Origin of the sequence: Yersinia sp. FDAARGOS_228, assembly GCF_002073315.2 — a bacterium.
GTDB lineage: Bacteria > Pseudomonadota > Gammaproteobacteria > Enterobacterales > Enterobacteriaceae > Yersinia > Yersinia intermedia.
Genome location: NZ_CP020409.2, coordinates 2,979,823 through 3,006,740, shown reverse-complemented (window position 1 = coordinate 3,006,740; position 26,918 = coordinate 2,979,823). Strand labels below are relative to the sequence as shown.

Genomic DNA, 26,918 nt, shown 5'->3' with positions numbered 1-26,918 from the left:
TTACGCCAGAGCTACTTTCGCTTTTTCGACCAGCGCAGAGAATGCCACTTTATCGAATACTGCGATGTCAGCCAGGATCTTACGGTCAATCTCAACAGAAGCCTTTTTCAGACCATTGATGAAACGGCTGTAAGACAGACCATTCTGACGAGCAGCTGCGTTGATACGTGCAATCCACAGTTGGCGGAATTGACGCTTCCGTTGACGGCGGTCACGGTAGGCGTATTGGCCTGCCTTGATTACTGCCTGGAAAGCAACACGATAAACGCGCGAACGGGCACCGTAGTAACCTTTCGCCTGCTTTAATATTTTTTTGTGACGTGCACGAGCTACCACACCACGTTTTACGCGAGCCATTTACTTCTCCTATCGTCTTAATTCAAACCAAAATTACTTATGCGTATGGCAGACATGCTACGACCAAACCTAGATCGTTCTTAGATACCATGCCTTTTGGACGTAAATGACGTTTACGCTTAGTAGCTTTTTTGGTCAAAATATGACGCAGGTTGGCATGCTTACGCTTAAAACCACCGGCACCGGTTTTTTTAAAGCGCTTAGCGGCGCCGCGTACTGTCTTAATTTTTGGCATTGAATATATCCACTTCGCATTGTTAATTACAACGAGCTAGCTAGGCGAACAGACCCCTACTCTGCAAGCAGGAAGAGGCCTATTACTTGAGTGCCTTACTGTCTCTTCTTAGGTGCGAGCACCATGATCATCTGACGGCCTTCGATACGAGTCGGGAAAGACTCCACAACGGCCAAATCAGAATCTTCAGTCAGATCTTTTTTGACACGGTTAAGTACTTCCATGCCGATCTGTTGGTGCGCCATTTCACGCCCACGGAATCGCAGGGTGATTTTGGCTTTATCGCCATCTTCCAGAAAGCGAATCAGGTTGCGTAGTTTGACCTGATAGTCGCCATCATCGGTACCAGGACGGAATTTGATTTCCTTGACCTGTATAACTTTTTGCTTCTTCTTCTGTTCTTTTGTCGACTTGCTCTTCTCATAGAGGAATTTGCCGTAATCCATGATACGGCAAACCGGCGGCTCGGCATTCGGACTGATTTCTACTAAATCAACACCAGCTTCCTCAGCTTTTTCAAGAGCTTCATTCAGACTGACAATGCCAATCTGCTCACCATCGACGCCTGTTAAGCGAACCTCTGTGGCGCGAATCTCTTTGTTGATGCGATTAGGACGCGCCGGTTGAACTCGTTTTCCGCCTTTAATACTTTATTCCTCCAGTTGATGAAGACTACGGCTGCGAATTTCTGTTAGCAGCTGGTCTACGACCACGTTGACGTCCAAGCTTCCCAAGTCTTTACCACGGCGGGTACGAACGGCAATTTTGCCTGATTCGACCTCTTTATCGCCACAGACCAACATATATGGAACCCGACGCAACGTATGTTCACGAATTTTAAAGCCAATCTTCTCATTTCTCAAGTCCGCTTTTGCCCTAATCCCTGCATCTTGCAGTTTTTTGGTCACTTGTTGGACATAATCAGACTGACTATCGGTGATATTCATCACCACGACTTGTACCGGAGCTAACCATGTAGGGAAGAAGCCTGCATATTCTTCGGTTAAAATACCGATGAAGCGCTCCATTGACCCCAAAATAGCCCGGTGAATCATTACTGGCACCTGACGATCGTTATTTTCGCCGATGTAAGACGCACTTAAGCGGCCCGGTAATGAGAAATCGAGCTGTACGGTACCACACTGCCACGCGCGATCCAAACAATCATGTAAGGTAAACTCAATTTTCGGACCGTAGAACGCCCCTTCACCCGGCTGATACTCAAACGGAATATCGTTTTCAGTCAGTGCAGCGGCCAAATCATCTTCGGCACGGGTCCATAAATCATCACTACCAATCCGTTTTTCAGGGCGAGTTGACAGCTTAACCACAATTTTCTCGAAGCCGAAGGTGCTGTACATGTCGTACACCATCTTGATGCAGCTATTCACTTCATCGCGAACCTGCTCTTCAGTACAGAAAATGTGTGCGTCATCCTGAGTGAAACCACGGACGCGCATTAAACCATGCAGTGCGCCTGAAGGCTCATTACGGTGGCAGCTACCGAACTCAGCCATACGCAATGGCAAGTCACGGTATGATTTCAACCCTTGGTTGAAAATCTGTACGTGCCCTGGGCAGTTCATTGGCTTGATGCAGTACTCGCGGTTCTCAGACGATGTGGTGAACATATGCTCAGCATAGTTTTCCCAATGCCCGGTTTTTTCCCACAGTACACGGTCCATCATAAACGGCCCTTTCACTTCCTGATACTGGTACTCTTTGAGCTTGGTACGCACAAAAGTTTCCAGTTCACGGAAGATAGTCCAACCGTCGTTATGCCAGAACACCATACCCGGTGCTTCTTCCTGCATGTGGTAAAGGTCCAATTGCTTACCAATCTTACGATGGTCGCGTTTGGCCGCTTCTTCCAGACGTTGCAGATAAGCATTTAGTTGCTTCTTATCACCCCAAGCCGTGCCGTAAATGCGTTGCAGCATTTTATTTTTACTGTCGCCACGCCAATAAGCACCGGACGTTTTCTGCAATTTGAAATGATGACAGAAACGCATATTCGGTACGTGCGGGCCACGGCACATATCAACGTATTCTTCATGGTGATACAAACCTGGGCGATCATCGTGGCTAATATTCTCATCAAGAATTGCCACCTTATAATCTTCACCACGAGCAGCAAAAGTGTCACGGGCTTCTTGCCAACTGACTTTCTTCTTGATTACGTCGTAATCTTTATCGGCAAGTTCATGCATCCGCTTTTCAAGCAGATCCAAGTCTTCCTGCGTCAAGGTGCGGTCGATATCAACATCGTAATAGAAACCGTTGTCGATAACCGGCCCGATAGCCATTTTAGTATCAGGCCAAAGTTGCTTGATTGCGTGCCCCAACAAGTGTGCACAAGAATGGCGGAGAATCTCCAGACCTTCAGCATCTTTGGTGGTGATAATAGCCAATTGGGCATCAGATTCGATCAGGTCACTGGCATCTACCAGTTCGCCGTTAACTCGGCCAGCAATACACGCTTTTGCTAAACCTGGGCCGATATCTAAGGCCACATCAAGAGCAGAAACGGCGTGATCGAAATGACGCTGACTGCCGTCAGGAAGGGTAATAACGGGCATTCTAATTCCTTATCTACAGTGGTGACCCACACGACAGATCACATGCAAGACGTAATTATTGTTTAACTTCAAAAAGTTGCGGCATCAATTTAACCCACGTTTGTTATATTGGTACGCAACTGTGTACAGCGTTCCCTTTGCACCACAGTGTTAGCCACAAAGGAAACTCATATTATCATTACTCAATACAATGACAAGCATCTACTCAACGCCAATAACAACAGGGGCAAAACAAAATCCATATTGAGTATCAATCACTCATATTTTCATGATGGTATCTGTTACTAAAGGGAGTGCATCACCGCAGTCGGTAAGCGCAGATACAATAATACCTGCCGAATAACCTATTAATACTACAGCCAAACGGTGATAATGATCACCGACAAAGTTATCGAGCTAAAACTGCACTACGATCACTATAATATCAATACCGTACAACTGAGGGTCAACTATTGCAGCGACAACCTGTTACATCTTCCAGAATTCTGTCGATTGGTTATGATCCTGAAAATCGCATGTTGGAGATACAGTTCCGTGAACAAGGGATTTATCAGTATCTTGGTGTCCCTGAGCGTGTTTATCAGAATTTTATGTCCGTGGTTTCGAAAGGTCGTTTTTTTGATGGCGTGATTAAGGGTAAGTTTTTGTGCCGGAAAATTGGCTAATTAGAAAAATAACCAATTAAAACAGTCAACTAAATAAATCTGAAACGGTCGCTTCAATGATCAATCTGTGCAGAGAAGCCTACCGTTTTAGAAGTCATCTTTTCCCTCACATTATCCCATCATGTAACGCCATAAATAGGATATGGGTACCACAAACAATAGCGCGGGCAGAAAATTCACCACCGCGAATATTTTAATTTGTGCAATACGTAGCCCCACCGCAATCATAATAATCCCACCGCAAGCGGAAAAATCAGCAAAAGCAATATCATCCATATACGGCATGATGAGTTTGGCCAATAAAACCAACGCAATTTGAATCAACAATTGCGGAACAGCAATAGCCACCAGCGCAATACCCAGCGAAATTGAAAATATCAGCGCAGTGAAGAAATCCATTAACGCTTTGACAAATAGCAGTTGAAAATCACCGGTAATACCTTCAGTTAAAGAGCCGACAACCCCCAACCCACTGGCGCAAAACAGCACAATCATCGCAGTGAAACTCTGCGCAAACTCCTGCGGCGGTAGTGTACTGCGCGAGGGTATAACCCGCTCCAACATGATGCGAGTTTTGTTCGCCCCCCATTTTACGCCCTGCTCAAGGGATAATAACTCCCCTACCGCTGTGCCAACAATCAACGCCAAAATAACCGCTGGCATAAAATGGACTTTTACCACCATCACAATACCGATGGAGATAGAAGCCAGCGCAAACGTGGCCGGTAGCCCTTCCTGCAACCGCTTAGGGACATGACGGGCAAGTAATACGCCAACAATCCCCCCCAAAATAATACCTGCACTATTAATAAACGGACCAATCATGCCGTGCTCCCAATGGCTAAAACGCGTTCTACTGATAAAAATGTGTCTGTTTTAGAATTAGGAATTTCGATAATAGCTAAAGACAAACAACCGATAGGAGGGTTATCTCTGCATTGGAATAACCCATATAGGCAAGCCAAACGTTACGGTGTCACAAACCCCAATTCTTGTGAGATACGCTGAGCCGTGGCCAAAATAGGTTTAATCAGGGTTTTCACCCCCACCTGTTGCAGTTTGGCAGTAGGCAGAGAAACGGAAACAGCGTACGGCACCCGCTGCTGAATATCAAAAACGGGAGCTGCCACACAAGAGACACCGAGCTCATTCTCTTCCCGGTCCATAGCCAGCCCTGTTTTGCGAATATCCGCCAGCTCCTGGTACATCTTGGGCAATTCGGTAATGGTATTGTGAGTCAGCGGCTCAATTTCATGCTGATGGCTCTGCCAATAGTCATCTGGATAGTCACTCTTGCCGTATGCCATAAATATCTTACCCATCGCTGAGCAATACAACGGCATATGCTGCCCGATATACGCACGAGTGCGCATCATGCCAGTGGTGGGTTCTAACTTATAAATCAGGATAACGTGGTCATCTTCGCGGGTTGAGAAATTGACTGTCTCACCAAGCTCAAGATTGAGTTGTTCTAAATGCGGGGCCGCAACATGAATAATATTCAGTGATGACAGTGCTTTTTGGCCGATTGAGATGAACTTGGTTGTCAGCCGATAACTGCCCGGAGAAGGTGCCTGAGTGACATAGCCACAGGTATGTAGCCCCTGCAATAACCGATGAACGGTACTTTTGTTCATCCCGGCCAATTCAGACAGATGCGCCAATGGGCAGCCATTAGGGTAATTACTTAATATCTCAATCAGTTGCAGCCCGCGAAACAGACTTTGGCTGCCTAACGGCTTATCTTTCTTGTCATCTGTGAGTGTAAGGGCCATAGACAATATCCTTGTTGTTTAGCATGAAATGGTACTCCAAAGCCGTAGTCTGTGTGAAGCACGAAACAGTGTTTCGGTATCATCGCAGGCATCGCGTTTCGCAACATTTACCCAACATAAGAAGTGCGTAGTTCGTCACATTTCCACAAACAAATAAATAACCATTTGTTTTTTATAAAGAATTAATTCATCACTTCTTTTGCTTTAGCGAAGATATCAGCATATGATTTTTGAAATCTGATTTCGTATGTTGAAATATAAAGTCTAGTTTATGCTCGATAACCACTAAATCGCGAATGCTTTTACTCAAAACATTCGCCGGATAAGGGGCGTCACACTGATGAATACCACTGAATTGGGCCAACCTATTCTCTCGATGCGCCATATCATCAAAGGATTTGGCGGTAATATTGCTGTCAATGATGTCAGTCTTGATGTCATGCCAGGCGAAGTAGTGGCACTGCTCGGCGAAAACGGCGCAGGAAAGTCCACCCTAATCAAAGTATTGGCAGGTGTCTACCCACGGGACAGTGGCGATATTCTGTTTCAGGGAAATACCATACGTTCTGCCGCAGAACTTAAAAGTGATACCCGTCAGCCTATTGCTTTTATTCATCAGGATTTAGGGCTAATTGACTGGATGACTGTTGCCGAAAATATGGCACTGGTGATGGGGTTTCCACGTCGATTCGGTTTGATTAATTGGTCCGCTATTCGCCAGCAAGCCGGTCGTGCTTTGCAGGATATCGGCATTGACCTCTCACCCGATACTCGGGTGTTCGAGCTGTCACGTACTGAAAAGTCATTATTGGCCATTGCCCGCGCCGTTGCGGTTAATGCCGAATTACTGGTGTTGGATGAGCCAACCGCCTCTCTGCCTGCCAACGATGTCCGCCATCTATTTGAAGTGATTAATCGCCTGAGGGATAAGCATGTTGGCATGATTTACGTGACTCATCGCTTGGATGAAGTGATTGAGATTGCTGACCGGGTATGTGTGATGCGGGATGGGCGCTATGTTGCAGGTGGGAATACCGCCGACTATTCATTGCGCGATCTGGTGCAAATGATTGTTGGTGAAGCCATGGGTGACTCCCAACGTGAACCGTTACCGGAAGCAGGCAAACCCGTATTACAGCTTAACGAGGTGATGGTAGGTGAGATTGGCCCGGTTACTTTCAGCCTGCAACCAGGCGAAATGCTGGCCTTGGCGGGGCTAAGGGGGGCGGGCCAGGAGGAGTTGGGCCGCCTGCTATTTGGCTTACGCCATTGTGATCAGGGTGAAATTATTTTCCGCGACCGCCCCTATACCGCCTCTTCACCGCAGCAAGCTATGGCGGCAGGTGTTTCATTGGTGGCCGGTGATCGCACCGGTGAAAGTCTGGTGATGTCGATGTCGGTGCGCGAAAACTTATTCATTAACCCAATTGCTAGCGGTCATAAATTACTTTCTCGTTATAGCACCCGTAGCGAAATGGGGGAAAGTTGGTGGAAGGTGCAGTTATTCGATGTTCGGCCTAAAGACGTCAATATCGATATCAGCGCCCTTTCCGGCGGTAACCAACAAAAAGTGGTTATGGCACGCTGGATGCATCTGGGCGCGCCATTACTGATTCTTGAAGATCCCACAGCCGGCGTGGATGTTGGCGCACGTGCTGAAATTTATCACTTATTAAACAAATCATTAGCAGAAGGTGTGGCGGTTTTGGTGATTTCCAATGATTTAGAGGAGATCGCGCATATCTGTAATCGGGCGTTGGTGTTTAACCGTGGCGAAGTGGTTGGTGAACTGCGTAATCAACAGGTCTCGTTCGCTAATTTATTGGAGCTGGCGTCTGCCAGCACCGGGGAAGTTACATCCGTTTAAAACAGCGACCTGTGCTAACGATGATATCGCCCTGCGCGGTGTCATTGTGATGCTCAGGTTTCGGAGAGTGTTATGTCTAAAACATCCATAAAATCGACAGCGCTTGAACAACGAGTCAGCCTGAGCGAACACGGTTTCGGTGCCTGGTCCATGCAGGCCATGACCCGTTACGGCTTACTGCTATTGTGTATTTTATTGGTGCTGGTGTTCTCACTGACCACCCCGTCGTTTGCCTCCATGCTCACTTTGCAGGCCATTTTGTCCAGTAAATCAAAAATTGCTTTACTGGCACTGGCCGCCACTATTCCGATGATTGTCGGCAAGATCGATTTAAACGTCGGTTTCGGCATTGTGCTCTGGCACATTCTGGCGATAACCCTGCAAGTGCAATACGGTTTTTCCTGGCAAGCTGCCGTTATAACCGTATTGATAATTTCGGCACTTTATGGGCTGTTAAACGGCATATTAGTGGCATTGGCCGACATTGATAGCTTTGTTGCGACCTTAGGCTCAGGCACCGTGCTTTACGCCATTGCATTATGGCACTCAGGTGGCCGCCAGATAGTCGGTGATCTTCCTGATGCTTTTATTGCGCTGCACCATACCGAGATATTCGGCATTCCTATTGTTGCGTTCTATGTATTGATTATTGCCGTGGTGCTGTGGCTCATTACCGAACATACCCCGCTTGGCCGCTGTATGTATGCCGTAGGTGGGAATCCCGCAGCCGCCCGGCTTAACGGGATTTCAGTCAACCGTTTTACTGTCGGCGCATTTATCGCCTCCAGCGTGTTGACCGGATTTAGTGGCATCCTCATCGCCTCTGAACAAGGCGTTGGCCAGGCCAGTGTCGGTATGGACTATCTGTTACCTGCACTGGTAGGTGCCTTCCTCGGCAGTACCACCATTCGCCCAGGTCGGGTCAATGTGTGGGGAACGGTTGTGGGTATCGCAATCCTGGCAATCGGTATTGCAGGTATTCAGCAATTCGGCGGCGAGTTCTGGGTTGAGCCTTTGTTTAACGGTGCCACACTGCTGCTTTCCATCACCTTAGCCGGTTATGCCCAACGGCGCAGATTATTGAATCAAAAAGCCGTCAAGCCCAGCCAAGCGCCGGGCAATACTAAAAAAGCCACAAATTCTTAACCTCATCAAGGAACAGAATATGAAACGCAATTTGATACTACAGGGCTTACTTTTTACCACAGTATTTGCTACCGCATTACCAAGCTGGGCTGATAGCTACCTTGATGAAGCCAAGGCCGCAGTCAGTAAGGCCACATCTACGGTAACTGAATGGGATGGCCCCACCAGCGGCCCCGCGCTGCAACCCAATAAGCATATTATTTTTATTGCTTCTGATATGAAGAACGGCGGTGTGCAAGGGGTACAAGAAGGGCTATCACAAGCGGCCAAAGCGGCGGGCTGGAAGCTGGAAACGCTTGATGGCGGAGGCTCGGTTAAAGATCAGTTATCGTCATTAAATCAGGCGATCGCACAAAAACCTGACGGTATTGTTATCGGTGGCTGGAACCCTAATGTTGCGAAAATACCACTCAAAAAAGCCATTGCACAAGGCATTGTGCTGACCGCCTGGCATGCCGTCCCAGAGCCAGGCCCGGTGAAAAATTACAATATTTTTTATAATGTTACCTCCGACTCCAATGATGTAGCCCGTATTGCTGCACTGTATGCTGTAGCTAAATCAGAAGGTCAGGCCAAGGTACTGATTTTCACTGATTCGCTGTATCAAATCGCGTTGGACAAAGCCAATGTGATGAAGCAAACCATTGAGAAATGCACTGGATGCCAGGTGATTGAATTTATTGATACCCCGCTGGCAGATACGGCCAACCGCATGCCAGCGATGACGTTCAGCCTGTTACAAAAATACGGTGATAACTTCCAGTACGCTTTAGCAATTAACGATCTCTACTTTGATTTTATGGCCCCAGCACTGAAAACGGCCGGTAAAGGTGGCAAGAATGCACCTTATAATATTTCGGCTGGTGATGGCTCTATTTCGGCCTATCAACGCATTCGCTCTGGCGACAGCCAGTCAGCTACTGTGCCGGAGCCGTTGAAATTGCATGGCTGGCAGCTACTGGATGAATTTAACCGTGCATTCGCTAAACAGCCCCCTTCTGGTTATGTAACCCCTGCCCATTTGGTTACGCGTGACAATATTGGCAGTGACGGTGGTGATAAACAGATGTTCGACCCACAGAACGATTATCAGGGTCACTATAAAACTATCTGGGGCGTGAAATAAGTCAGGTGTCGGAGGCAGCAACCATGACAACTTTAACGCTGGCTGAGGCAGGTATCGGTGAATTATCGGCGGTGTTGGCCGCCGATAGCCAACTGGAATGTCTGTGCTCTCCGGCTCTTTGGGCGGAAGGGCCGGTCTGGTTACCACAAGAAAATGCGGTGGTATTCAGTGATGTAAAAGGGAACCGGATGTTCCGCTGGTGTCGCGACGGCGAACTCAGTCTTTATCGGTCGCCGTCCAATTTTGCTAATGGTAATGCCCGTATGGCTAATGGCAGTATTGTCAGTTGTGAGCATGGCCGGCGCGGCATCAGCCAGACTGATATACAAGGCAATATCGCACTGTTGGTTGATCGTATCGACGGCAAGCGTTTTAACTCACCCAACGATATTGTAGTGAAATCAGACGGTACTTTATGGTTTACCGATCCGCCTTATGGCATTACCGGTGACGATGAGGGCTATAAATCAGAAAGTCAGGTTATTGGCTGTTATTTATACTGTTTTGATCCTAAAGACAGCTCATTACGTATTGCGGCCTGTGACTTACAGCGACCAAACGGGCTGGCTTTTTCGCCAGATGAACAACTGCTGTATGTGGCGGATATGTCAATTGTCGATTTCCCCACCCTCGGTCGGCGGCAGTTACGGGTGTATCCGGTAAAAGGGTTACAACTGGGGGATGGGCGCGTTTTTGCAGAAATAACACCCGGTTTCCCCGATGGATTCTGTGTCGATCATATCGGCAATCTATTTTGCAGTTGTGCAGATGGTGTCCTGATTTTTACCCCGCAGGCGGTATTACTGGGTAAGATTTCAGTTCCTGAGCGGGTATCAAATTGCACGTTCGGCGGGCCGAACGGTGATGAGCTTTATATCACTGCCGGTACTTCACTGTATCGCATCAAGCTGAATACTTATGGCTGAGAAAATCCCATAGCTTAGTCCTTTATCCATGCCGGATTCATCCGGCATTTACCCTCGTAACTCTATAATAAAACAGGATTATCCTGCGCACGGTCACGTCGTGCTTGTGCGCTGCCAGTGCCTAAATAATCAACAAAACGAGGTGGTGATCACACATTAGCGAAAAACAATATAACTGATTGTTTTTAAATAATATTTAACTAATGCAGTGCTTTGACTTCACTTCTATGGAGGTATAGCATTAATTTGAAATGTGATTTTGCATATTGAAATTTAGAGCATCAAAAGTATGCTATTCGATTTTTAAATTATTCAGGGGAGCGCGCGATGAGAGTCAGTTACCAGCAGTTAAAGGCCGAGTTTAAGCGGGTACTATTGGTGCGAAAAGTGAGTGAGGCTACCGCCGATGCCTGTGCCGAGATGTTTGCGCAATCCACTGAATACGGTGTTTACTCCCACGGCGTAAATCGGTTCCCGCGTTTTATTCAACAATTGGAAGCCGGTGATATCGTACCTGATGCTATCCCAACGAAGGCATTAGCACTCGGGGCTATCGAGCAATGGGATGCTCACCAGGCTATTGGCAATTTAACCGCCAAACAAATGATGGATCGCGCAATGGTATTAGCGGATAAGCATGGTATTGGGGTGGTGGCATTGCGCAATGCTAACCATTGGATGCGCGGTGGTGCCTACGGCTGGCAAGCGGCAGAACAAGGTTATATTGGCATCTGTTGGACAAACTCAATTGCTGTCATGCCGCCGTGGGGAGCTAAAGAGTGCCGTATCGGCACCAATCCTCTGATCATTGCCGTTCCTGGTGAAACCATCACTATGGTCGATATGTCGATGTCGATGTTCTCCTATGGCATGTTGGAAGTTAACCGATTGGCGGGCAATACATTGCCCGTAGATGGCGGTTTCGATAATGACGGCAATCTCACGCGGGATCCGGCCATTATTGAGGAAAACCGGCGTATTCTGCCGATGGGTTATTGGAAAGGTTCTGGTTTATCTATTGTGCTGGATATGATTGCCACCCTACTCTCTGGTGGTTTATCCGTTGCCGACGTTACGCAAGATAAATCAGATGAATTCTGTATCTCACAAGTGTTTATTGCTATTGAAATCGATCGCCTGATTGATGGCAAAACCCGCGACGAAAAATTAAAACGTATTTGTGATTATGTCACTCAAGCTGAACGCGATAACCCTGATGTTGCTATTCGCCTACCGGGGCATAAGTTTCCACGCGTTAAAGCAGAAAACCAACGCGATGGTATTCCTATTAATGACAATGTCTGGGCTAAAATCTTGGCGCTGTAATTAAAAGCGATAAAATTCAGTGAGATAATTATTTTATCTTGAAGGGGGTCTGGAGGGCCATGGGTTCTTAACATATTTAGCTAATGAATTAATCATCAGAGTTAAAATAAATATTCAGAGGGATAATCTCAGGTGAAAAATTAATTCCCATTAAATTTAAACCGTAATAACGCATAGGAAAGACGTCATTTTATATAAATATATTTGATATTTATATCATTAGCTGTCGCCTTCTTATTGGCACTGTGCTGCCCAAAATAAACAAAAAAGCTGACCGGAGGCTGAAATGGAATATTGGTTGGGTATCGATTGTGGCGGCACCTTTATTAAAGCGGGTCTGTATGACCGAGACGGTAACGAATGCGGGATCGTGCGGCAAAATCTAGCCATTATCAGCCCCCAGCCGGGATGGGCTGAGCGCGATATGACCGTACTGTGGCAAGCAATGAGTTCAGTGATTCGCCAACTGCTGGCCAGCCACCCGGTTCCCCCCCGTCACATTCAGGGCGTTGGTATTTCAGCTCAAGGTAAAGGTTTGTTTTTGCTTGATAAGCAAGGAAAACCATTGGGCAATGCCATATTGTCCTCTGACCAACGGGCGCTGTCATTGGTTAAACAGTGGCAGCGAGATGGCATACCGCAAATGCTCTACCCGATCACCCGCCAAACGTTGTGGACCGGGCACCCGGTATCCTTGTTGCGTTGGTTAAAAGAACATCAATCCAGCCGTTATGATCAGATTGGCTGCATCTTGATGGCCCATGACTATTTGCGTTATTGCCTGACCGGTCACTTAGGTTGCGAAGAGACCAATATTTCAGAATCTAATCTCTATCCGATGGCCGAAGGTGGCTATCAACCCGCACTCGCACAACTGCTAGGTATCCCTGAAGTTATAACGGCCCTGCCACCAATTGTGGGTTCCGCACAAATTGTCGGCACCATCACTCAGGCCGCAGCTAATGCCACCGGCCTCCCTGTTGGCCTTCCTGTTGTCGGCGGTTTGTTTGATGTGGTCTCCACCGCCCTCTGTGCTGGCCTGAAAGATGAAACCCGATTAAATGCAGTGATGGGAACCTGGTCGGTGACTTCGGGAATTACCGACCAGCTTAACGCTGACGTTGAATATCCCTTTGTCTACGGCCGTTATGCCGAAGCGGGTAAATATATTGTGCATGAAGCCAGCCCGACCTCTGCGGCTAATCTGGAATGGTTTACCCAGCAATGGATTGGCGCTGAAGGTGGTAAAGCAGACTACCAACAACTTAATCAGTGGGTGGCGCAGTTACCTAAAGCAGGCAGCAAACTACTGTTTGTACCGTTTTTATATGGTTCCAACGCTGGATTAGGAATGTGTGCCGGATTTTATGGTATGCAATCTTTCCACCAGCGCCAACATCTGGTGCAGGCCATCTACGAAGGTGTGGTATTCAGCCATATGACCCACCTCAACCGTATGCTGAAACGCTTTCCGAACGTTAGCGCGTTGCGGATTACTGGCGGACCGGCTCAATCACCGCAATGGATGCAGATGTTTGCCGATATCAGCGGGTTACCGGTAGAGCTACCGCAAGTTGAGGAAACCGGTTGTCTGGGCGCATCACTGGCCGCAATGGTTGGAACGGGGCGTTTCGCTGACTTCAGCGATGCTCAGCAGGCCTTAACCCCGCAACTGCATACTCTGCAACCCGATCAACATGCCAGACAGGCATATCACGATAAATATCTCCGCTATCAGGCATTGGTTGCTGCTCTTGGCACCTTGCAATGAGCTTCTATTGCTCAGGCAAGGTTGCGGCATCGACACTATTTAGGACATTGATACTATGACAACTCAACACCTCAGGCCGCAATTACAACTCGCCCTAGACCATACCCGCCTTGATGCCGCACTGGCGACCACCGCGTTGCTACACCCTCACGTCGATATCATCGAGGCCGGAACCATCTTGTGTATCAGTGAAGGCATTCAGGCGGTCAAAACTCTACGTCAACTTTATCCACACCATACGCTGGTCGCTGATCTTAAAGTGGCTGATGCGGGCGCCACACTGGCGCAGCAAGCATTTTCTGCTGGCGCAAACTGGATGACGGTGATTTGCGCAGCGCCTCTTGCCACCATGTCAGCCGCATTGGCGGTGGCAAAGCAACATGATGGCGATATCCAGATAGAACTGTTTGGCCACTGGACGCTAAATGACGCTAAAAACTGGCGTGACTTAGGAATAACACAAGCCATTTATCATCGTGGTCGTGATGCTCAAGCCAGCGGACAAAGCTGGAGCCAGGCTGATTTAGAGAGGATGCAAGTGTTGTCCGATCTAGGAATCGAACTGTCTGTTACCGGCGGTATCACTCCTGCTGATTTACCCCTCTTCCACGCCATTGCGGTACGTGCCTTTATTGTCGGGCGCGCACTGTCTGAAGCCAAGCATCCCGTCGCCACCGCCACCGCGTTCCACCACGCCATTGACGCTATTTGGGGGAAGTAATATGCGCCAACATCCATTAGGTATTTATGAAAAAGCCTTGCCCAAGCACTTGAGCTGGCCTGAGCGTTTAGCCTTAGCCAAAGCATGTGGTTTTGATTTTGTAGAAATGTCTATCGATGAAACAGATGAAAGATTAGCGCGACTCAATTGGAGCAAGGCACAGCGTTTATCCCTGGTCGATGCCATGCTAGAAACCGGGATCGCTATCCCATCAATGTGCTTGTCGGCCCATCGCCGTTTCCCTTTTGGTAGCCATGATGACGAACTGAGAAAGCAGGCCTACCTTTTGATGCAACAAGCGATTCAACTGGCGAAAGACGTGGGTATCCGCACCATTCAGTTAGCGGGCTATGATGTCTATTATGAAGAGCAAGATGATGGCACCGTCGCGCGCTTTACCGAGGGGCTGCAATGGGCGGTGCAACAGGCGGCAGCCGCACAAGTCATGTTAGCTGTCGAAATTATGGATACACCGTTTATCAACTCGATCAGTAAATGGAAAGTCTGGGACAACTGCCTCGCCTCACCGTGGTTCACGGTTTATCCTGATGTTGGCAACCTTAGCGCCTGGGGTAATGATGTCAGTAATGAGTTATCGCTAGGTATTGATCGTATTGCAGCCATTCATTTAAAAGATACCTATCCAGTTACTGAACAGTCACCAGGGCAATTTCGTGATGTCCCTTTTGGCGAGGGATGTGTGGATTTCATCAATGTGTTTAAAACCCTCAATCAGCTCAATTATCGCGGCGCATTCCTGATTGAAATGTGGACAGAGAAAGCAGAGGAACCCGTGGCAGAAATTGTTCAGGCCCGCCGCTGGATTGAGCAACGAATGCAGCAAGGGGGGCTCACTGCCTAATTTGACTTTGGCTACATTACGGCATTGACGCTGAAATGAATGGGGAACAAAAAACCTACAAATACGGCTGACATTGGTTGTGTAAAGGTGTTTATCATCACCAACAATGATTTACATTATGATCTATTGCTTTTGAGTAGCGCTAGGTGTATTGCTATTTTAACAGGATATGCTCATAATCAATTTCCGTTTCCGTGTAGCAATGGTTACTGGAACGCCGCCCCGATTGTTCACGCAATCGGGGCGTTTTATTTGGTGGCTATCCACAATTTCTCTCACTAAAAGCTGCGTCACCTGTCCCTATTGTTCATTTATCACTGTTTAGCCTTTGCCGCAGCAGTGATAAATACGGAACAAAATAATGCTTTCCATCCGTTTTTCTTCCGTATTTTATTGCCTATGATTTGTTCACTGGTCAACAAGGGGGAGAAATATGATGCAAAAGATTACAGACGACCTGTCAACTCTCGAACGTTACTTCCAACAAACACACCAACAATGCACAGCCAAAACGCCTTGGTTTACGCGTTGGTTATATCTTCCGGTAGCAGAAAGAATGCAAATACTGGATGACTTACTCCTGCCATATCCAGATAAGTCACCGAACAAGCATTAAGCTGGGTGGGAGAATGCTGATATTAAATCGGTGTAAGAAGAGAGTGGCTGAAACGGATTCACTCAGATGAGTGCGTTTTTGCCAACTCTATGGCGGCCTGAATAGCTGAACGTGCTTGTGGGCTATTTTTCCAACAAGTGGAACCCACCATAGCCGCCGCACTGGCGACTATTTCGCGCATATCAGCCTGACTGAGTTGCGCAAGGGAGGTAAAACCAAGTTGCTCCAGGCGAGTAACTACCGTTGGCCCGACTCCTTTGACGGCTAACAGCGCACTACGTTCGTCGGCGTTAAAGGCCATATCAGCTTACTCCACATTTAACTATTAAAGCCGTTTTCTGGCCGCATTTTCCGCACTGAAAAACCATAGCTCTGGCAGACGGTTAGGATAAAAACGAATCTCGTAAGTATCTTTTAATGGTGCTAAACGCCAGCGCGGCCGAGCTTCACGCTTGGGTTTTAAAAAACGTAACCGACCACGCGCACGCGCGGCTTGTGTATCTAACACCCATGCAGCAGAAGCGGAAAGCGGCTGACGAGTATATTCATCTTCAACACTGATATCACAAATGCACAAAACCGAGTTCCTTGCAGAAATTGATGCTGACATGATTATTCTGGATCTGCGGTATTGAACCAACTGTTGCTCGCCAGAGATTTGATCTATATCACATATAAGTTACCGTAGCGTTGGCAGCATTTATTCACTCAACCCGCTCACTTACCAGTGATTCATCAGCCACAAGTTAATCCCCGATAGCCTTTTGCCTGACGTATCGCGTAGAGTGGCAAAGTAGGGAATAATGCACTGTTGCAATATATTTACCCAATGTACGACTAATTGCCTGATATGCTTTACTTTCATCGGGGCGTTTGATGTTATTTTCGGAGTAAGACTGATGCAAGATATTTTCGAATTATGTAAAGCCATTGGTTTAGGCTTGGTATTACTGCTGCCACTGGCAAACCCGTTGACAACGGTAGCCCTATTACTTGGGTTATCTGGCAACATGACCAGCGAGGAGCGCAATCAGCAATCGAAGATGGCATCAATCTATGTCTTCTTTATTATGACCATCGCTTATTATGCCGGCCAGGTTGTGATGAATACCTTCGGTATTTCTATTCCCGGTTTGCGTATTGCCGGTGGGCTAATTGTGGCATTTATCGGTTTTCGTATGCTTTTTCCACAGCAGTCGACTGAAGATACCCAATTAGAAGCAAAATCGCAGGATTTAAAGAAGCGGAAATCTATTAATATCGCCTTTGTACCGCTGGCGATGCCAAGCACTGCCGGGCCTGGGACGATTGCTATGATAATCAGTTCTGCCGCATCGGTGAAAGACCATGCCGTATTCAGCCCATGGGTCGTCACTGTCGCACCGGTGCTGATTTTTCTTTGTGTTTCATTGATTTTATGGGGCTCACTGCTCAGCTCCGGGGCCATTATGCGCTGGGTGGGCAAGAGCGGCATTGAAGCCATTTCACGGTTGATGGGGTTCTTGCTGGTATGTATGGGCGTACAATTTATTATAAATGGCATACTGGACATTATTGCTAACTATCATCCAGCACTTGCATAACCAAGAGTGAGATTGAAGAGGGAAACGCTAGCCGATGTTTATACTGATAACAGTTACAGCGCCTGAAAGACTACATCGGTTAGCGTTTTAATATTACTCTGACATCGCCCGGTACGCGGTATCTACTTTCCACAAATAGCGTGGCGCTTGTGCGGCCGGATGTTTCTTTTGTATATGCTGATAAAACTCGTTCGGGCTAAGACTATTTATTTTATTCACTGCCAGACGTTTATCGGATGAAAAAGTCCGCAGCATCGCACCCGCACCATTGGCATAAGAAACGATGGTGGCATAACGCAATGTTTGCGGATCACTTATCCCCGCTAACTGCTGGTTTTGCAAAATATTGATATAGGCCGCGCCAATATCAATATTCTTCACCGGATCTTTTAGTTCACCTGAACTCGGTTGACCATTACGCCCTTTCATTCGGTAAGCATCACGGCCAGCGGTAGAGGCTTTAATCTGCATCAGACCCACGGCATTCGAGGTACTCACCACATCTGGATTGTAACCAGACTCCACCTGAATAATGGCTTTAATCAAGGTTTCATCAACGCCGTAATGGCTGGCTGCTTGTTTAATTACATCGCTATAAGCAACTGTAGTTGAACCGCCGCTGCTTTTCGGTCCGTTAAGTAAACCACCCTGTGGCGCTTTCTTCAGCCACCCGTTATTTGCTTGTGGTGACGGAGTTTGTTTAGCACACCCCGCCAGCAATAAAATTGCCATTAGGCAACCGACTTTTGGATTCACAGTATTCCCCGTGCTGATAAGCCGTTTTGTAGCATATACAAGTTGTCACCTCGTCCAAATAGATTTTTTGGCCTATTTTGACCATTATCAACATAATGATCAGGCTATATTCAGTAACTATCGGTAAGTTTTAGTTTATTGTATGGCAAGGCTTGACTTCATCGCTAATGATATTGATAATCATTTTCATTTAAAGAAAGGGAACATCGCCATGTTTACTAAGCAAAAAATACCCTACCTGCACCCCATTAGCCGTGTTACCCCCCGTTTTTTACGTGCCATGACACTGTTCACTCTCGTTGCATTTTCCTCGGTGATCAGCATTTCAGCATCGGCTGAAAATAAACCCAGCGACGCTGATAAAAAATTCAAAATTGTGACAACATTCACAATTATTCAGGATATTGCGCAGAATGTCGCCGGTGATGCGGCCGTTGTTGAGTCAATCACCAAACCCGGCGCAGAAATTCACGACTATCAGCCCACCCCACGAGACATCGTGAAAGCACAATCAGCAGATTTGATTCTGTGGAATGGGATGAACCTGGAGCGCTGGTTTGAGCGTTTCTTTGAAAATATTAAAGATGTCCCTTCGGCTGTGGTTACGGATGGCATCACCCCCCTGCCTATCCGTGAAGGGCCCTATAAAGGTATTCCAAACCCACACGCCTGGATGTCACCATCAAACGCTTTAATCTATATTGAGAATATTCGGAAAGCACTGGTGGAGCACGATCCCGCCCATGCTGAAACCTATAACCGTAATGCCAAAGCTTATGCTGAAAAAATTGCCGCGCTGGATGCCCCGTTACGTGAGCGCTTATCTCGCATCCCCGCGCAGCAACGGTGGCTGGTGACCAGTGAAGGTGCCTTTAGCTACCTGGCAAAAGATTATGGTTTTAAAGAGGTTTACTTGTGGCCGATCAATGCTGAAGAGCAAGGCTCCCCACAACAGGTGCGCCGCGTCATCGATACCATGCGGGCAAATAAAATCCCGGTTATATTCAGTGAAAGTACCATTTCCGATAAACCAGCAAAACAAGTTAGTAAAGAAACCGGTGCACAATATGGTGGTGTGTTATATGTAGATTCTCTGTCGAATGAAAAGGGGCCGGTCCCCACTTATATCGATCTGATTAATACTACCGTACAAACTATCGCGAAAGGATTTGGTCAATGAGTCATGCTGTTTTTGTCCGCCCAGAGCTGGTAGTGGATAATGTCACTGTCACTTATAACAACGGGCATACTGCTATCTATGACGCCAGTTTCTCACTGACCGGCGGCACAATTTGCGCCTTAGTCGGTGTTAATGGCAGCGGTAAGTCGACACTGTTTAAAAGTATCATGGGGTTAGTTAAACCCAGTGTCGGGAAAGTAGAGCTGAGCCATAAACCCATCAGCCATGCCTTAAAACAAAATACCATCGCTTACGTGCCGCAGACCGAAGATGTCGACTGGAACTTCCCCGTATTGGTAGAAGACGTAGTTATGATGGGCCGTTATGGCAAAATGAATTTTCTGCGCATCCCGAGCCGTGAAGATAAAACCATTGTCGATAAAGCCATTGAGAGAGTCGGTTTGACGGCATTACGTTCACGCCAGATTGGTGAGCTATCGGGGGGGCAAAAGAAGCGGGTGTTTCTGGCTCGCGCGCTGGCGCAGCAAGGCTCAGTATTGTTACTGGACGAGCCGTTCACCGGCGTTGACGTCAAAACAGAAAATGCCATTATTGATTTATTGCGGGCGCTGCGCGATGAAGGCCACCTGATTCTGGTTTCCACTCATAACCTCGGTAGCGTGCCAGAATTTTGTGACCACGTGATTCTGATAAACCAAACCGTGCTAGCCGCCGGGCCGACCGAAACCACCTTTACCCAAAAGAATCTCGAAATGACTTTCGGTGGTGTTCTGCGCCATATCAATCTCTCCGGTACCGCACTGCACGATGATAATGACCCACGAACCGTCACGGTCATTACCGATGATGAACGCCCTGCGGTATTTTATGGTCATACCAAGAATGACCCACCTGCACAGAGCCAGTCAAAGGAGAAAAACCCCTAATGCTGGAACTGTTACTGCAACCGTTTAACTACAACTACATGGTCAAGGCTATCTGGGTCAGTGCGATTGTCGGTGCCGTCTGCGCATTCTTATCTGCATATCTGATGCTGAAAGGTTGGTCGCTGATGGGTGATGCACTATCACACTCGGTCGTTCCAGGGGTGGCGGGTGCTTACGCGCTCGGGCTACCTTATGCTGCTGGTGCATTCTTTACCGGCATGCTCGCGGCATTGGCGATGACCTTAGTGCGCCATGTCACCCGTCTGCGAGAAGATGCCATCATTGGTTTCATCTTCTCGACCTTTTTTGCCGTTGGCTTACTCATCGTTTCGCTCAACCCGACCTCAGTCAATGTCCAGTCAATCATTTTTGGTAATATTCTGGGGATAGCAGATGAAGATGTATTACAAGTAGAGATCATTATTTTGGTTTCTTTTGTAATTTTATGCCTGATCTGGAAAGACTTGCTGGCGGTATTTTTCGATGAAAGCCATGCGATGTCGATAGGGCTATCCCCCTTACGCCTGAAAATTCTGTTTTTCACCCTGTTAAGTGCCTGTACTGTCGCGGCCTTGCAGACCGTTGGGGCGATCTTGGTTATTGCCATGGTGGTGACACCAGGAGCAACCGCTTACCTGCTTACGGACCGTTTCAGCCGCTTACTAATGATAGCCATTGCCATTGGTGCCTTTACCAGTGCCTTCGGTGCCTATCTCAGTTTCTATCTGGACGGCGCAACGGGCGGGGTCATTGTGACCTTACAAACGCTGGTCTTCCTCTTGGCCTTTTTCTTCGCGCCGAAACACGGATTACTGGCGACCCGTTTCCGTTCTCGCCAAAAACGCCGCCATCCAGCGCCCCACCAGCCGGAGGATAATGTATGAATACATTGTTTAGCCTGGTCAGCGAACCTTTCGCCTATCCCTTTATGCAACGGGCGATAGTGGCCGCGATTATTACTGGTGTGGTATGTGCAATTCTGTCTTGTTATCTGGTATTAAAAGGCTGGTCATTGATGGGGGATGCTATCTCTCATGCCGTGCTACCAGGTATTGTGCTGGCCTTTTGGCTCGGTATTCCACTGGTTATCGGGGCCTTTGTTTCCGGTATATTCTGTGCCATTGCCACCGGTTATTTAAAAGACAATAGTCGGGTCAAAGAAGATACCGTCATGGGGATTGTGTTCTCCGGTATGTTCGCATTTGGCTTAGTGCTATTTTCCCGCATGGATACAGACCAACACCTCAGTCATATTCTATTCGGCAATATGCTGGGTATCTCATTGGCGGAACTGAAACAAACCATGTGGATTGCCGGTTTCACTCTGTTGGTGGTGCTATTAAAACGTAAAGACTTCATGCTCTACTGCTTTGATCCAAACCATGCCAGAGTCATTGGGCTACCGGTCAAATTGCTGCACTATGGCTTACTTTGCCTATTGGCATTAACCATCGTGGCGTCATTGCAGGCCGTGGGGGTTATTTTAGTTATCGCCATGCTAATCGCACCCGGTATTATTGCCTTTATGGTTTGCCGCAGTTTTGATCAAATGTTGATTGTTGCCACACTGGTGTCAGTAGTCGCTTGTGTGCTGGGTACCCTGGTAAGTTTCCATATTGATGGTGCCACCGGCCCCTGTATTGTCATTATTCAGGCATTGTTCTTTGTGATAGCCCTAATTTATAGCCATATAAAACCAGTAAAGGGCCGCAAAATGGCCCCTCAGTCCACAGCCGCTAGCGCTAAAAACACGCCGAAAGGTAACCTGCTATAATCAATTAAGTCCCAATAAACATGCCGGATAGCAATTATGCTGTACGGCAATGTTTATTATTAAGGCTCAACCAGTAGCAAGTTTTTCTAACATGCCATTTTTGTCGTAATATGAACAAAACAGCAAAACGACTAACACTTTACCAGTAGAATCCGTCTTTTGTTTGATCAGGCACGGGTATCCCTGTGCGCCAGCTCTTGTTCTTCACACCATAAAGACGCTAACCTAATGATCTGTAGTCAAAGTAATAGGTCTTGCAGGCTGTAAGCGAATAACCAATCATTCAGGAGTCCATTTTAACAGTATTTATGCTTGTCCCAGGGATGAGGCTCATTAATCCTGATGGCTAACGCAGTCGGATAATTAGGATGAGTTACCGTCGCTAACAACCCTGTGATTTCAATTTCAAAGGGTGTAACTGGCAGCTAATAGGGGGTGAATCATGTGGCAAGCAGTGAATCGTCTGTTAGGTGAATACTTTGGCCCCGCCGAAATTCGGGAAAGAACCGAATTGCCGGGTGGGGATATCCATGAAGCCTGGCGTCTCAGTTATGGTGAATCTGAGGTTTTCGTGAAATGTGATAGCCGCGAGATGCTGCCTATATTTACCGCTGAAGCTGATCAACTCTCGTTATTGTCCCGCAGTAAAACAGTCCGGGTCCCCGAAGTCTATGGTGTGGGCAGCGATCGCGATTACAGTTTTCTGTTACTTGAATATATCCCTCTGAAGCCACTGGATGCCCACAATGCCTATTGTCTGGGCCAGCAATTAGCCCATTTGCATCAATGGAGCGAGCAACTGCAATTCGGGCTGGATTTTGATAATGATCTGGCCACCACGCCGCAGCCCAATAGCTGGCAGCGCCGCTGGGGGCAATTTTTTGCTGAGCAGCGTATCGGCTGGCAATTGCAGTTGGCCGCGGAAAAAGGCATGTCTTTTGGTGATATCGACCAGATAACCGACTTAGTGCAAGAACGTTTACAAGGCCACCAGCCACAGCCCTCACTCTTACACGGTGATTTATGGCCAGCTAACTGTGCTGCCAGTGCCCAGGGGCCAGTGATTTTTGATCCCGCCTGTTATTGGGGCGATCGCGAGTGCGACCTTGCTATGCTACCGCTCTACCCTGCCTTACCCGCCCAGATTTATGATGGTTATCAGAGTGTTTGGCCGCTCCCTGCCGACTTTATTGATCGCCAACCTATTTATCAGCTTTATTATTTATTGAACCGCAGTAATTTATTTGGCGGGCAGCACTGGATTAACGCGCAGAAAGCCGTTGAGCACTTGTTGCACCCCGAACGTTTTTAGTGGGTACTCGCTAGACGCCGGCTAGTGCTAATAACCAGCCGGCTATAAAAAGCACCGCATTATTGGTCAGCCAATAAGGGTGCTTTTTTTATGACCAATATCTCATAACGGAAGACGTTTTTTCTAAAAAAACATGAGCAAAACCACAGATTAGATGCATCCCCACCGTCTAATAATGACGTGACACCCTGTTCTTTTTTGCCCGCGACAATCCACAGCAAAAAGCGCTTACTTAAATAAAATCAAAAGCCTTCGTCGAGGAATATTTCATAGCCTTCGATAGGCATTCTATTGCCAGTAATTGGGAGCAAGACAAATGGTGGATATTCGTGAGTGGGAAAACCTCGCTAATAAAGAGTTAAACAAACGAGGAATTAAAATAGAGGATTTGAGCAGCAACACACCCGAAGGTATTACGGTAAAAGCGCTTTATACCGCCAGTGATCTTGATGGGTTAGAAGTTACCGGTTCGTTCCCTGGACTCGCTCCCTACGTTAGAGGGCCGAGAGCCACGATGTATGCCGCTCAGCCCTGGACAATTCGCCAATATGCTGGCTTCTCAACCGCTAAAGAATCAAATGCTTTTTACCGCAGAAATCTGGCTGCGGGGCAAAAAGGTCTTTCTGTGGCATTTGATCTTGCCACCCATCGCGGTTATGACTCAGATAACCCTCGCGTTTCTGGTGATGTGGGTAAAGCAGGTGTGGCAATTGATAGCGTTGAGGATATGAAGGTTCTGTTCGACCAAATACCACTCGATAAAATGTCTGTCTCAATGACGATGAATGGTGCGGTACTGCCCATTCTGGCGTTTTATATCGTCGCGGCCGAAGAGCAAGGTGTGGTTCCAGCGCTACTGACCGGTACCATCCAGAATGACATTCTGAAAGAATATCTGTGCCGCAACACCTATATTTACCCCCCCAAACCCTCCATGCGCATTATCTCCGACATCATCGCCTGGAGTTCGCAAAATATGCCGCGCTTCAATACCATCAGCATTAGTGGCTACCATATGGGAGAAGCCGGTGCCAACTGCGTGCAACAAGTGGCTTTTACTATTGCTGATGGTATTGAATATATCAAAGCGGCCTTAAATGCCGGTTTAAATATTGATGACTTTGCCCCACGCCTCTCATTCTTCTTCGGCATTGGCATGGATCTGTTTATGAACATTGCCATGTTACGCGCCGCACGCTTCCTTTGGAGTGAGGCAGTCAGTGGATTTGGCGCAACCAACCCTAAATCATTAGCGCTACGCACCCACTGCCAAACCTCAGGGTGGAGCCTGACCGAGCAAGATCCCTACAACAATATTATTCGCACGACCATTGAGGCTCTGGGTGCAACCCTCGGCGGCACCCAGTCTTTACATACCAATGCTTTTGATGAAGCTCTCGGCCTGCCAACTGATTTCTCAGCACGCATTGCGCGTAATACACAGATAATCATTCAAGAGGAGTCGGCGATTTGCCGCACCATTGACCCGCTGGCAGGCTCTTATTTTGTTGAGTCATTAACCGATCAAATGGTGAAACAAGCCAGAACCATTATCAAACAGATCGATGATGTGGGCGGCATGGCAAAAGCCATTGAGGTTGGGTTACCCAAACGCATGATTGAAGAAGCATCCGCCAGTCAGCAATCACTTATCGATCAGGGTAAACGCGTTATTGTCGGTGTGAATAAGTATAAGTTAGCGACAGAAGCTGAAACTCAAGTGTTGGAAATTGACAACGTTAAAGTGCGCAATGAACAAATTGCACAACTTAAACGTATTCGCGCCGAGCGGGATAACAACGCGGTTCAACAAGCGTTGCTAAACTTGCGCCATGCGGCTGCAAACCATGAAAATCTACTGGAGGCCGCCGTTCAAGCTGCACGACTGCGTGCAACCTTGGGTGAAATTTCCGATGCGATGGAAATGGTATTCGACCGCTATCTGGTACCAAGCGAATGCGTTACCGGTGTCATTGCGCGCAGCTATCACCAGAGCGAGAAAGACGCTCAGGAATTTGATCAAATAGTGGCGCAGACCCAAATTTTCTTCAGTGAAAACGGGCGCAGACCCAGAATTCTGATTGCCAAAATGGGCCAGGATGGCCATGACCGGGGCGCTAAGGTCATTGCCAGCGCATACTCTGACCTCGGTTTTGATGTCGATCTTAGCCCGATGTTCTCAACACCAGATGAAATCGCCCGTCTGGCAGTGGAAAATGACGTTCACGTTATCGGTGCGTCTTCCCTTGCCGCTGGCCACAAAACATTGATCCCTGAGTTGATTGAAGCGCTGCGTCAATACGCACGGCCAGATATTCTGGTGGTGGCAGGGGGAGTTATCCCGCCACAGGACTACGCCTTCTTGCGTGAGCAGGGTGTGGCAGCAATTTATGGGCCGGGTACGCCAATGCTCGTTAGCGTGCGTGACGTTCTACAACTCATCAGCCGCCGCCATGATTGATATCGACAATATGGAGGACTACGTTCACCGCTTGCGCCAGGGAGACCGGGCCGCATTAGCGCAAGCCATGACGCTGGCAGAAAGCCGCCTCCCCCGACATCAGGCATTAAGCGCTCGGCTGTTAGACCGCATTATGCCTTATACCGGGCAGGCTAAACGGCTGGGGGTTACCGGCACACCCGGTGCGGGGAAAAGCACCTTTCTTGAGGCGCTAGGCGAAGAGTTATTGGCACAAGGGCATAAGGTCGCGGTGATTGCAGTTGACCCCAGCAGCCCCATCAGTGGCGGCAGCATTTTGGGCGACAAAACCCGCATGCTGAATCTATCACGCGCTGAGCATGCTTTTGTGCGCCCGGTGCCGTCAGGGGGCCACCTCGGCGGGATAAGCCAGAGTACCCGCGAATTGATCTTGCTCTGTGAGGCCGCAGGTTACGACGTCATCATCGTTGAAACCGTCGGCGTTGGGCAATCGGAAACCGAAGTGGCTGAAATGGTGGACTGCTTTATCTCTTTGCAAATTGCCGGCGCTGGCGATGACCTGCAAGGCATTAAGAAAGGCATTATGGAAATGGCCGACTTTATTGTGATTAACAAAGATGACGGCGACAACCACAGCAATGTTGAAATCGCCCGCCATATGTATCACAGCGCACTGCATATCATTCGCCGTAAATATCCTGCATGGCAGCCACGGGTTCTCACCTGTAGCGCGTTGGAAAAACGCGGTATTCGCGAAGTGTGGCAGGCAGTACAAAGTTTTTGGCCGGTCATGACGCAAAGTGGGCAACTCACCACCTTGCGCCAACAACAAAATCTTGGTTGGGTGCGCCATCAGGTAGAGGCAAATGCACTTGCAATGCTGTTTTCTCACCCCGAGGTCCGCCAGCACTACCAACAAATTGAAGATCTGCTACGTCAAAATCAAATCTCGCCGCGAGCCGGTATTAATGATGTAACCCATTTTATTACACAAAAAATCATCAATTAAAGGGA

At 47.8% G+C, this 26,918-nt stretch carries 27 protein-coding genes; 18 read left to right on the top strand and 9 right to left on the bottom strand.

The window, feature by feature from the left end:
• The 4 genes from rplT to thrS all read right to left on the bottom strand — a co-directional run bounded on the left by rplT (position 1) and on the right by thrS (position 3,171).
• Positions 1 to 357: a 50S ribosomal protein L20 gene (gene rplT / locus A6J67_RS13865; RefSeq protein WP_004706556.1), complete on the bottom strand. Its 357-nt coding sequence runs from the start codon at positions 355 to 357 to the stop codon at positions 1 to 3.
• Between the two features lie 37 nt (positions 358 to 394).
• A complete protein-coding gene (gene rpmI, locus A6J67_RS13860; protein ID WP_004713020.1) occupies positions 395 to 592 on the bottom strand; it encodes a 50S ribosomal protein L35 in 198 nt (65 codons plus the stop codon).
• A gap of 95 nt (positions 593 to 687) precedes the next feature.
• Positions 688 to 1,239, bottom strand: coding sequence for a translation initiation factor IF-3 (gene infC / locus A6J67_RS13855; RefSeq protein ID WP_011816226.1), 552 nt, complete (start codon positions 1,237 to 1,239; stop codon positions 688 to 690).
• 3 nt (positions 1,240 to 1,242) lie between these two features.
• Positions 1,243 to 3,171 (bottom strand): threonine--tRNA ligase, encoded by a 1,929-nt coding sequence (gene thrS / locus A6J67_RS13850; RefSeq protein ID WP_005182845.1) that lies wholly within the window; start codon positions 3,169 to 3,171, stop codon positions 1,243 to 1,245.
• A gap of 452 nt (positions 3,172 to 3,623) precedes the next feature.
• Here thrS and A6J67_RS13845 point away from each other — a divergent pair, with 452 nt between their 5' ends.
• Positions 3,624 to 3,836 (top strand): KTSC domain-containing protein, encoded by a 213-nt coding sequence (locus A6J67_RS13845; protein WP_032905797.1) that lies wholly within the window; start codon positions 3,624 to 3,626, stop codon positions 3,834 to 3,836.
• A 111-nt stretch (positions 3,837 to 3,947) separates the two neighbouring features.
• Here the strand turns inward: A6J67_RS13845 and A6J67_RS13840 are convergent, their stop codons facing one another.
• Together A6J67_RS13840 and A6J67_RS13835 are read right to left on the bottom strand one after the other, a co-directional pair.
• Positions 3,948 to 4,661, bottom strand: a complete 714-nt coding sequence (locus tag A6J67_RS13840; protein WP_005182848.1) for a DUF554 domain-containing protein — start codon at positions 4,659 to 4,661, stop codon at positions 3,948 to 3,950.
• A 143-nt stretch (positions 4,662 to 4,804) separates the two neighbouring features.
• The gene (locus A6J67_RS13835; RefSeq protein WP_005182850.1) at positions 4,805 to 5,611 is read right to left on the bottom strand and encodes an IclR family transcriptional regulator; all 807 of its coding nucleotides are present in this window, start codon (positions 5,609 to 5,611) and stop codon (positions 4,805 to 4,807) included.
• A 340-nt stretch (positions 5,612 to 5,951) separates the two neighbouring features.
• Between A6J67_RS13835 and A6J67_RS13830 the strand changes: the two genes are divergently transcribed.
• The 9 genes from A6J67_RS13830 to A6J67_RS13785 all read left to right on the top strand — a co-directional run bounded on the left by A6J67_RS13830 (position 5,952) and on the right by A6J67_RS13785 (position 15,972).
• Positions 5,952 to 7,478 carry a sugar ABC transporter ATP-binding protein gene (locus tag A6J67_RS13830; RefSeq protein ID WP_050074088.1) on the top strand — a complete coding sequence of 509 codons (1,527 nt, stop codon included), beginning with the start codon at positions 5,952 to 5,954 and terminating at the stop codon, positions 7,476 to 7,478.
• Between the two features lie 72 nt (positions 7,479 to 7,550).
• Positions 7,551 to 8,624: an ABC transporter permease gene (locus A6J67_RS13825; RefSeq protein WP_005182862.1), complete on the top strand. Its 1,074-nt coding sequence runs from the start codon at positions 7,551 to 7,553 to the stop codon at positions 8,622 to 8,624.
• A 19-nt stretch (positions 8,625 to 8,643) separates the two neighbouring features.
• Positions 8,644 to 9,750 carry a substrate-binding domain-containing protein gene (locus tag A6J67_RS13820; protein WP_042569894.1) on the top strand — a complete coding sequence of 369 codons (1,107 nt, stop codon included), beginning with the start codon at positions 8,644 to 8,646 and terminating at the stop codon, positions 9,748 to 9,750.
• A gap of 23 nt (positions 9,751 to 9,773) precedes the next feature.
• Complete coding sequence (locus tag A6J67_RS13815; RefSeq protein ID WP_192945336.1) at positions 9,774 to 10,676, top strand: SMP-30/gluconolactonase/LRE family protein; 903 nt, start codon at positions 9,774 to 9,776, stop codon at positions 10,674 to 10,676.
• Positions 10,677 to 11,003: 327 nt separating this feature from the next.
• Entirely contained in the window at positions 11,004 to 12,002 is a 999-nt protein-coding gene (gene yiaK / locus A6J67_RS13810; RefSeq protein ID WP_050297734.1) for a 3-dehydro-L-gulonate 2-dehydrogenase, read from the top strand.
• A 286-nt stretch (positions 12,003 to 12,288) separates the two neighbouring features.
• Positions 12,289 to 13,773, top strand: coding sequence for an FGGY-family carbohydrate kinase (locus A6J67_RS13805; RefSeq protein WP_050297735.1), 1,485 nt, complete (start codon positions 12,289 to 12,291; stop codon positions 13,771 to 13,773).
• 55 nt (positions 13,774 to 13,828) lie between these two features.
• On the top strand, positions 13,829 to 14,494 hold the full coding sequence (gene ulaD / locus A6J67_RS13800; RefSeq protein WP_050297736.1) for a 3-keto-L-gulonate-6-phosphate decarboxylase UlaD: 666 nt from the start codon (positions 13,829 to 13,831) through the stop codon (positions 14,492 to 14,494).
• A 1-nt stretch (position 14,495) separates the two neighbouring features.
• Positions 14,496 to 15,356 (top strand): L-ribulose-5-phosphate 3-epimerase, encoded by an 861-nt coding sequence (locus A6J67_RS13795; RefSeq protein WP_042569898.1) that lies wholly within the window; start codon positions 14,496 to 14,498, stop codon positions 15,354 to 15,356.
• 433 nt (positions 15,357 to 15,789) lie between these two features.
• Positions 15,790 to 15,972 (top strand): hypothetical protein, encoded by a 183-nt coding sequence (locus A6J67_RS13785; protein WP_226967845.1) that lies wholly within the window; start codon positions 15,790 to 15,792, stop codon positions 15,970 to 15,972.
• Positions 15,973 to 16,030: 58 nt separating this feature from the next.
• Here the strand turns inward: A6J67_RS13785 and A6J67_RS13780 are convergent, their stop codons facing one another.
• Both A6J67_RS13780 and A6J67_RS13775 read right to left on the bottom strand, forming a co-directional pair.
• Positions 16,031 to 16,273, bottom strand: coding sequence for a hypothetical protein (locus tag A6J67_RS13780; RefSeq protein ID WP_005182878.1), 243 nt, complete (start codon positions 16,271 to 16,273; stop codon positions 16,031 to 16,033).
• A 24-nt stretch (positions 16,274 to 16,297) separates the two neighbouring features.
• Entirely contained in the window at positions 16,298 to 16,549 is a 252-nt protein-coding gene (locus A6J67_RS13775) for a hypothetical protein (RefSeq protein WP_005182880.1), read from the bottom strand.
• Between the two features lie 322 nt (positions 16,550 to 16,871).
• Here A6J67_RS13775 and A6J67_RS13770 point away from each other — a divergent pair, with 322 nt between their 5' ends.
• Positions 16,872 to 17,555, top strand: a complete 684-nt coding sequence (locus tag A6J67_RS13770; protein ID WP_005182884.1) for a MarC family NAAT transporter — start codon at positions 16,872 to 16,874, stop codon at positions 17,553 to 17,555.
• Between the two features lie 93 nt (positions 17,556 to 17,648).
• On the opposite strand, the gene A6J67_RS13765 is transcribed toward A6J67_RS13770, so the two are convergent.
• Positions 17,649 to 18,311 (bottom strand): transglycosylase SLT domain-containing protein, encoded by a 663-nt coding sequence (locus A6J67_RS13765; RefSeq protein WP_005182886.1) that lies wholly within the window; start codon positions 18,309 to 18,311, stop codon positions 17,649 to 17,651.
• 211 nt (positions 18,312 to 18,522) lie between these two features.
• On the opposite strand from A6J67_RS13765, the gene yfeA reads away from it, so the two are divergent.
• The 7 genes from yfeA to meaB all read left to right on the top strand — a co-directional run bounded on the left by yfeA (position 18,523) and on the right by meaB (position 26,913).
• A complete protein-coding gene (gene yfeA / locus A6J67_RS13760; protein WP_032905799.1) occupies positions 18,523 to 19,491 on the top strand; it encodes an iron/manganese ABC transporter substrate-binding protein YfeA in 969 nt (322 codons plus the stop codon).
• Complete coding sequence (gene yfeB, locus A6J67_RS13755) at positions 19,488 to 20,378, top strand: iron/manganese ABC transporter ATP-binding protein YfeB (protein WP_032905800.1); 891 nt, start codon at positions 19,488 to 19,490, stop codon at positions 20,376 to 20,378. The genes yfeA and yfeB overlap by 4 nt, the downstream gene beginning before the upstream one ends.
• Positions 20,378 to 21,262, top strand: coding sequence for an iron/manganese ABC transporter permease subunit YfeC (yfeC, locus tag A6J67_RS13750; RefSeq protein ID WP_005182891.1), 885 nt, complete (start codon positions 20,378 to 20,380; stop codon positions 21,260 to 21,262). The genes yfeB and yfeC overlap by 1 nt, the downstream gene beginning before the upstream one ends.
• Complete coding sequence (gene yfeD, locus A6J67_RS13745; RefSeq protein WP_050074096.1) at positions 21,259 to 22,152, top strand: iron/manganese ABC transporter permease subunit YfeD; 894 nt, start codon at positions 21,259 to 21,261, stop codon at positions 22,150 to 22,152. The genes yfeC and yfeD overlap by 4 nt, the downstream gene beginning before the upstream one ends.
• Before the next feature lie 442 nt (positions 22,153 to 22,594).
• Entirely contained in the window at positions 22,595 to 23,464 is an 870-nt protein-coding gene (locus A6J67_RS13740; protein WP_005182896.1) for a fructosamine kinase family protein, read from the top strand.
• Positions 23,465 to 23,780: 316 nt separating this feature from the next.
• Positions 23,781 to 25,925, top strand: a complete 2,145-nt coding sequence (gene scpA / locus A6J67_RS13735) for a methylmalonyl-CoA mutase (protein WP_042569901.1) — start codon at positions 23,781 to 23,783, stop codon at positions 25,923 to 25,925.
• Positions 25,918 to 26,913 (top strand): methylmalonyl Co-A mutase-associated GTPase MeaB, encoded by a 996-nt coding sequence (meaB, locus tag A6J67_RS13730; RefSeq protein WP_032905802.1) that lies wholly within the window; start codon positions 25,918 to 25,920, stop codon positions 26,911 to 26,913. The genes scpA and meaB overlap by 8 nt, the downstream gene beginning before the upstream one ends.
• Positions 26,914 to 26,918: the final 5 nt, after the last annotated feature.